A 4,932-nucleotide genomic window follows, 5' to 3' on the forward strand; every position below is an offset into this window, starting at 1 on the left:
GTTTACAATCTTTAAAAAAACTTAAAGAAAAGATTCCGGTAAACTTATTACAGTTAATTCAATCTATGATATGATATTAATATTTAATATCATTCAATAAAAAATAAAGTGTAATAGGACAAAAATTATATTCCATCTTTTCTGTTGTTCATTTTACAAACATCGGATTGTACTTTCTCAAACACCAACAGATACCCTACCCGAAAGGCTAAGGTACCATTGGGGGAGTCATCATCCGTTGCAAACCAAATCATCGTATGACCAAAACAACAGGCCTACTCACTTTCTGATATACATTTCACAATTCGATAAAGAGGATTGCTTTACCTTTATTCTGAATACATATAAAAATAGGAGCTGGAGTAAATGATAAAACAACATTGGGCTCAAAAAGTCGTAAAAAGAGCATCATCCATTATTAAAGCTGAAATACTCATCACGAATCGGGGTGGTCAAATTATCGCAACGTCCAATCCTGATCGTGTAGGTGAAGTACATCAAGCTGCGCGACACTCAATCGAACGCAACCTGCCCATCGATATTGAATTAGAAGATTTGTCTTTTTGGAATGTACAAGACCCCGGTGTTATCCTTCCAATCGAACTACACGGAAGAGTTTACGGCGCCCTACTTGTCAGTGGTAACCCTGATGAAATCCGCGCTTATTCACATTTATTAAAACTTCATGCTGAATTTATTGTTGAAGAAGAGATCGAACATTACTCTCGTTTTCAAGAAACATTGTCACGCACACAAATGCTGGCACATATTTTATTCAATCCCGACGTTCACTTTCAAAATTACCAACGCAAAAGTTTGATTGACCGCTTAGGCTTAAATGATGAGTTTACCGTTGCACTCATTTCAATGCAAAGTTCAAGTAAATCTAAAACGACAGCGCTACGTGATGCATTAGAATCATTAAAATTACCAGGGGATGAGATTGTTGAAATTTCGCCACAAGAATATATTTATATCGTGAAATCTAATCCTAATCGTGGTAAGTCTCATGAAGAATTGATTGATGGCTTTCATAAAAATGTACAAAATGAAGTGTTTGACCGCACTTTAATTACACTAGGATCATTTACAACTGGAATTAAAGGTTTAGTTCAGTCCTATCACGAAGCGCGTTCATTGCAATGCCTGCTATACGATTTGAAAATTCAAGAAGGTTTACATACTTATAAATCGCATGAACTTGCGACAATTTGTAATAACATTAAAAAGTTCACACCAGAAAATGAAACGACATTGGTCGCAAATTATAAAAAGTTGCTACATTTAGGTGAAGATAAGTATTTAGGAGAAACAATTGAAGCTTATTTTAGAAATCATGGGAAACTCGTCAAAACTGCGAATGACTTATTTATTCATCGTAATACATTAAATTATCGCATTAAGAAAATCCACGAAATTACAGGTTGGGATCCGAATACGATTGATGGGATTGTGTTATTAAGAATTGCACAGCTCCTTTATGAAGGTTCGGAATAAGTCCATAAAAAGTAGGGAAATGACAAAAAATTACGATGCTATTGATACAGTATGTTGTTTAACTTGCCCTTTCGCAATGTAGAGTGTTTTGATTGTCCTTATGGCTTCGTGTTCTTAGAGGCTAGCGCTCCGATTAACTCACGCTTGACTAAACTGTTACATTTGTTGAGGCATTAGAGGATTCTGGGAGTAGAACAGAAATCTCATGTGTAACAAAGATTTCGTCGTACTGTGCTCCCTCAAGAGTCTCAGCCCCTTTTTCTGTCCAATTCCCCCTCTTTTTCGCCGATATTATCATCAACTGTAAATATAGCGCACCGATAAATAGGACTGGGAAAACTTTCCCAGTCCTATGTTTTAGGATTACAGATTTTAATTTTTTTCAACGCTCTCACGATGCTTTCTCGTCATATCACGACAAAACAAAACGGTTATTGTTCAATGCGATACAAGTTCGGATGGATACCAAGACTTGGCACGTCAAATCCAATCGTGTACACCGTTGCGTGCTCATCTTCACGAATGTCCTTTTGCACTGCCAAACTATTCCATTTTCCATGCAATAAAATATCACTATTCTCTATCTTAATCGTACGGTCACCTTGCTTCAATTCAATAAATTGAGTTGTACCCGTCGTCATCCCATGATTCTCTCGATATTTTTCTACTATGACACCTTCATACTTGTGACGGTTGAGTTCTGGAATAACAGTTCCCATACCGATAAATAAAACGAGCAATACCATACCTAATATGAATATGAACTGCATTACGCGGTTGCTTATTTTCCTATATTTTGGAGATTTTTCGCCTTTAGATTTTTTCATCGTTATCGCTCCTATCACTCGCATTATATAAGATATACGAACAATTTCATAGCACGATGACTAAAGCATTATGATACTGCATTCCGATACATTGACGTACTTTCGGTATAAGCCTGACCAATACGTAATGCCGCTTGTCGCCCACCCATAATATTGCGTGCAAATGGACCTAACGCTAAATCCGCTAACATGCCAGAAACATATAAACCGGTCACCCACTCAAGCTGTGCTGTAATTTTCGGATAACCCGCGACTAATTGTGCTTCTGGTAATTGTAAAATGTCTTGAATGAGTGGTTGTGTCATGACATCGAGAACAAAGCCTGTCGCTAAATAAATACCATCGTATGCCATATGTGTCTCTCCAGCAACGATACAATGCTCTTCCAAACGTTCGATAGGTGTGTGATGCACGATGAGTCGGCCAGCTTTCTCATAATTTTTCAATGTCATGTACATATCTCTCGGCATTGACCCTTTATGACGCTCTTGCTTATTCACAAGAATTCTTTCGGCTAAAGGCATCGCTTCAAAAGGCTTCATATTTTTTGGGCCTAACCAAGCAGGATCCGCATCGAAATGATGGACATCAAAAGGTTTCTTCATCCATAAATGAACGGTTTGATCTTCATTTTCTGTCAGCAATTTAATCACAAGATGGCCTGCTGAAATACCGCTACCGACGACATGAGATCCTTTCATCGTTGTATCGAAATCACGACTATGAATATGTTGCACATCTGGTTGACCTTGAAATGCAGGTGGAATGAAAGGCGTATGGTGCGTACCCATAGCTAAGACGACTTGTTGTGTACGAATTTTTTGTTCATTATCTAATGTAATTTCCCAATCTTCACTACAACGACAAATATGTACTGCCTTTTGACAAATATGGCACGTCTCTAAACCATAGTGACGTATCCAATGACGTGTATGATCAAAAAACATATCTAATCTCGGGCGCTGATACGGGCCAATCATAGCTTGCGAATAGCCTTCTTGTTTCGCAAATTTCTTCAAATCAAAAGGTTCAGGATGACAGTGGTGCACTAATGGCGAACGCAAATAAGGCATCCCTATACGCTCTGTTTGTCTATCAAATTGATCTAATAAATGTGAATGTGGATCAATCATTCTCAGTTGTTCCACAGGTAATCCAAGTTGTCGGAGTTGTAATGCAATCGTCGTCGCATGCACACCTCCACCGATAATAACCCATTCGTATGTCATAGGATTCACTCTTTCTAAATAGTAATAATTACGATTTATAATAAAGGACTTTAACGTACGAATCAACTATTTTCGTAAAAAGACGTACACCTTACCATTACTCATTGTCCTCATAAAAATGGGCGTGCCTAACCTTTTAGACCAAACCTCCTAATTTCCATACAAAATGACTCAATGTAGCGCAATCAAAAAAGAGCTAGGACATCATAGCATCAACATCCTAACTCTTTTAACTTACTATGATAATTTAATTAATTGATTGGTGCGCCACCAGTGATACCATAAACTTGACCTGTAATATAGCTTGCATTATCAGAAGCAAGTAGGACATAAACATCCGCAAGTTCAACCGGTTGCCCTACACGTTGAAGGGGTTGATTTTGGCCAAATTCAGGAATATTTTCTTGTGGTTGACCTCCTGAAATTTGAAGTGGCGTCCAAATCGGACCAGGTGCCACTGCATTGACACGGATACCTTTAGGTCCTAATTGTGCTGCGAGACTTTTCGTTAATGAAATGTTACATGATTTGGTCATCGCATAATCCACTAAATGTGCGCTTGGTTTTACACCTTGGATCGATGACGTCAAGATAATACTCGCTCCTGGTTCAAAGTATTCTAACGCTTGTTGAATCGAATACACTGTCGAGAAGACATTCACTTCGAACGTATCCGTCAATTGTTCTGCTGATAAGTTTTCGATTTCATGTTCGAATTGTTGCATGCCTGCATTTAACACGAGAATATCTAAACCATTCAATTGTTCCTGTGCATCTTTCACCATTTGTTTTGCATACGTTGCATCTCGTAAGTCACCCGGTAATAAAACAGCTTTTTGACCTGCTTTTTCAATAACGGCTTTCACTTCATCTGCATCCGCTTGTTCGTCAGGATGATAGGCAATTGCGACATCCGCGCCCTCTTTAGCATACGCAATCGCCGCTGCTCTTCCAATACCTGAGTCGCCACCTGTCACTAATGCTTTTTTGCCAACCAATTTGTTCGCACCTACATACGTTTCTTCACCACAATCAGGTACAGGCGTCATTTGGTTTTGTAATCCTGGTTATGCTTGATATTGTTTCGGAAAGTCTTCATTATAAAAGCGGTTTGTTGGATTGTTTTGAGTCATCATAAAACTCCTTTTCAATAGTTTACTGTTAATTTTCCCGCTCTCACCTTGAAAGAAACATTCATTTGATCGATGTCTTTTCCACATCCTGTACTCCTTGTTCATCATTCTTTTTTTGTTAAACACCTCATTAGATGTGAAACTATTATTTTTATACTTTTTATATAGAGAAATTTTCGTTTATATTATTATTATACAAAGCAATATTTTTATAGTTACGTTTACTAACGATATGGCATGCACTTA

3 protein-coding genes and 1 pseudogene are annotated in these 4,932 nt (G+C 37.9%); 1 reads left to right on the forward strand and 3 read right to left on the reverse strand.

Translation table 11 applies throughout. The features are described 5' to 3' along the window. The first annotated feature begins 366 nt into the window (after window positions 1–366). A complete protein-coding gene (locus tag CD138_RS12440) occupies window positions 367–1,497 on the forward strand; it encodes a sugar diacid recognition domain-containing protein (protein ID WP_019167213.1) in 1,131 nt (376 codons plus the stop codon). 431 nt (window positions 1,498–1,928) lie between these two features. Here CD138_RS12440 and CD138_RS12445 read toward each other — a convergent pair whose 3' ends face one another. From CD138_RS12445 to CD138_RS12455, 3 genes and pseudogenes are all read right to left on the reverse strand, one after another. After that, the gene (locus CD138_RS12445) at window positions 1,929–2,324 is read right to left on the reverse strand and encodes a hypothetical protein (RefSeq protein WP_019167212.1); all 396 of its coding nucleotides are present in this window, start codon (window positions 2,322–2,324) and stop codon (window positions 1,929–1,931) included. A 68-nt stretch (window positions 2,325–2,392) separates the two neighbouring features. After that, window positions 2,393–3,553 carry an FAD/NAD(P)-binding protein gene (locus CD138_RS12450; protein WP_019167211.1) on the reverse strand — a complete coding sequence of 387 codons (1,161 nt, stop codon included), beginning with the start codon at window positions 3,551–3,553 and terminating at the stop codon, window positions 2,393–2,395. A gap of 251 nt (window positions 3,554–3,804) precedes the next feature. Continuing rightward, window positions 3,805–4,686 (reverse strand): annotated as a pseudogene (locus CD138_RS12455) (SDR family oxidoreductase). Window positions 4,687–4,932: the final 246 nt, after the last annotated feature.

The organism is Staphylococcus intermedius NCTC 11048, from assembly GCF_002902385.1.
In the GTDB taxonomy this organism is placed as follows: Bacteria; Bacillota; Bacilli; order Staphylococcales; family Staphylococcaceae; genus Staphylococcus; species Staphylococcus intermedius.

Excerpts from the sequence above, each read along its gene's own strand:
- CD138_RS12440 (WP_019167213.1), top strand. The coding sequence starts at position 367 with ATGATAAAACAACATTGGGCTCAAAAAGTCGTAAAAAGAGCATCATCC.
- CD138_RS12445 (WP_019167212.1), bottom strand. The coding sequence starts at position 2,324 with ATGAAAAAATCTAAAGGCGAAAAATCTCCAAAATATAGGAAAATAAGC.
- CD138_RS12450 (WP_019167211.1), bottom strand. The coding sequence starts at position 3,553 with ATGACATACGAATGGGTTATTATCGGTGGAGGTGTGCATGCGACGACG.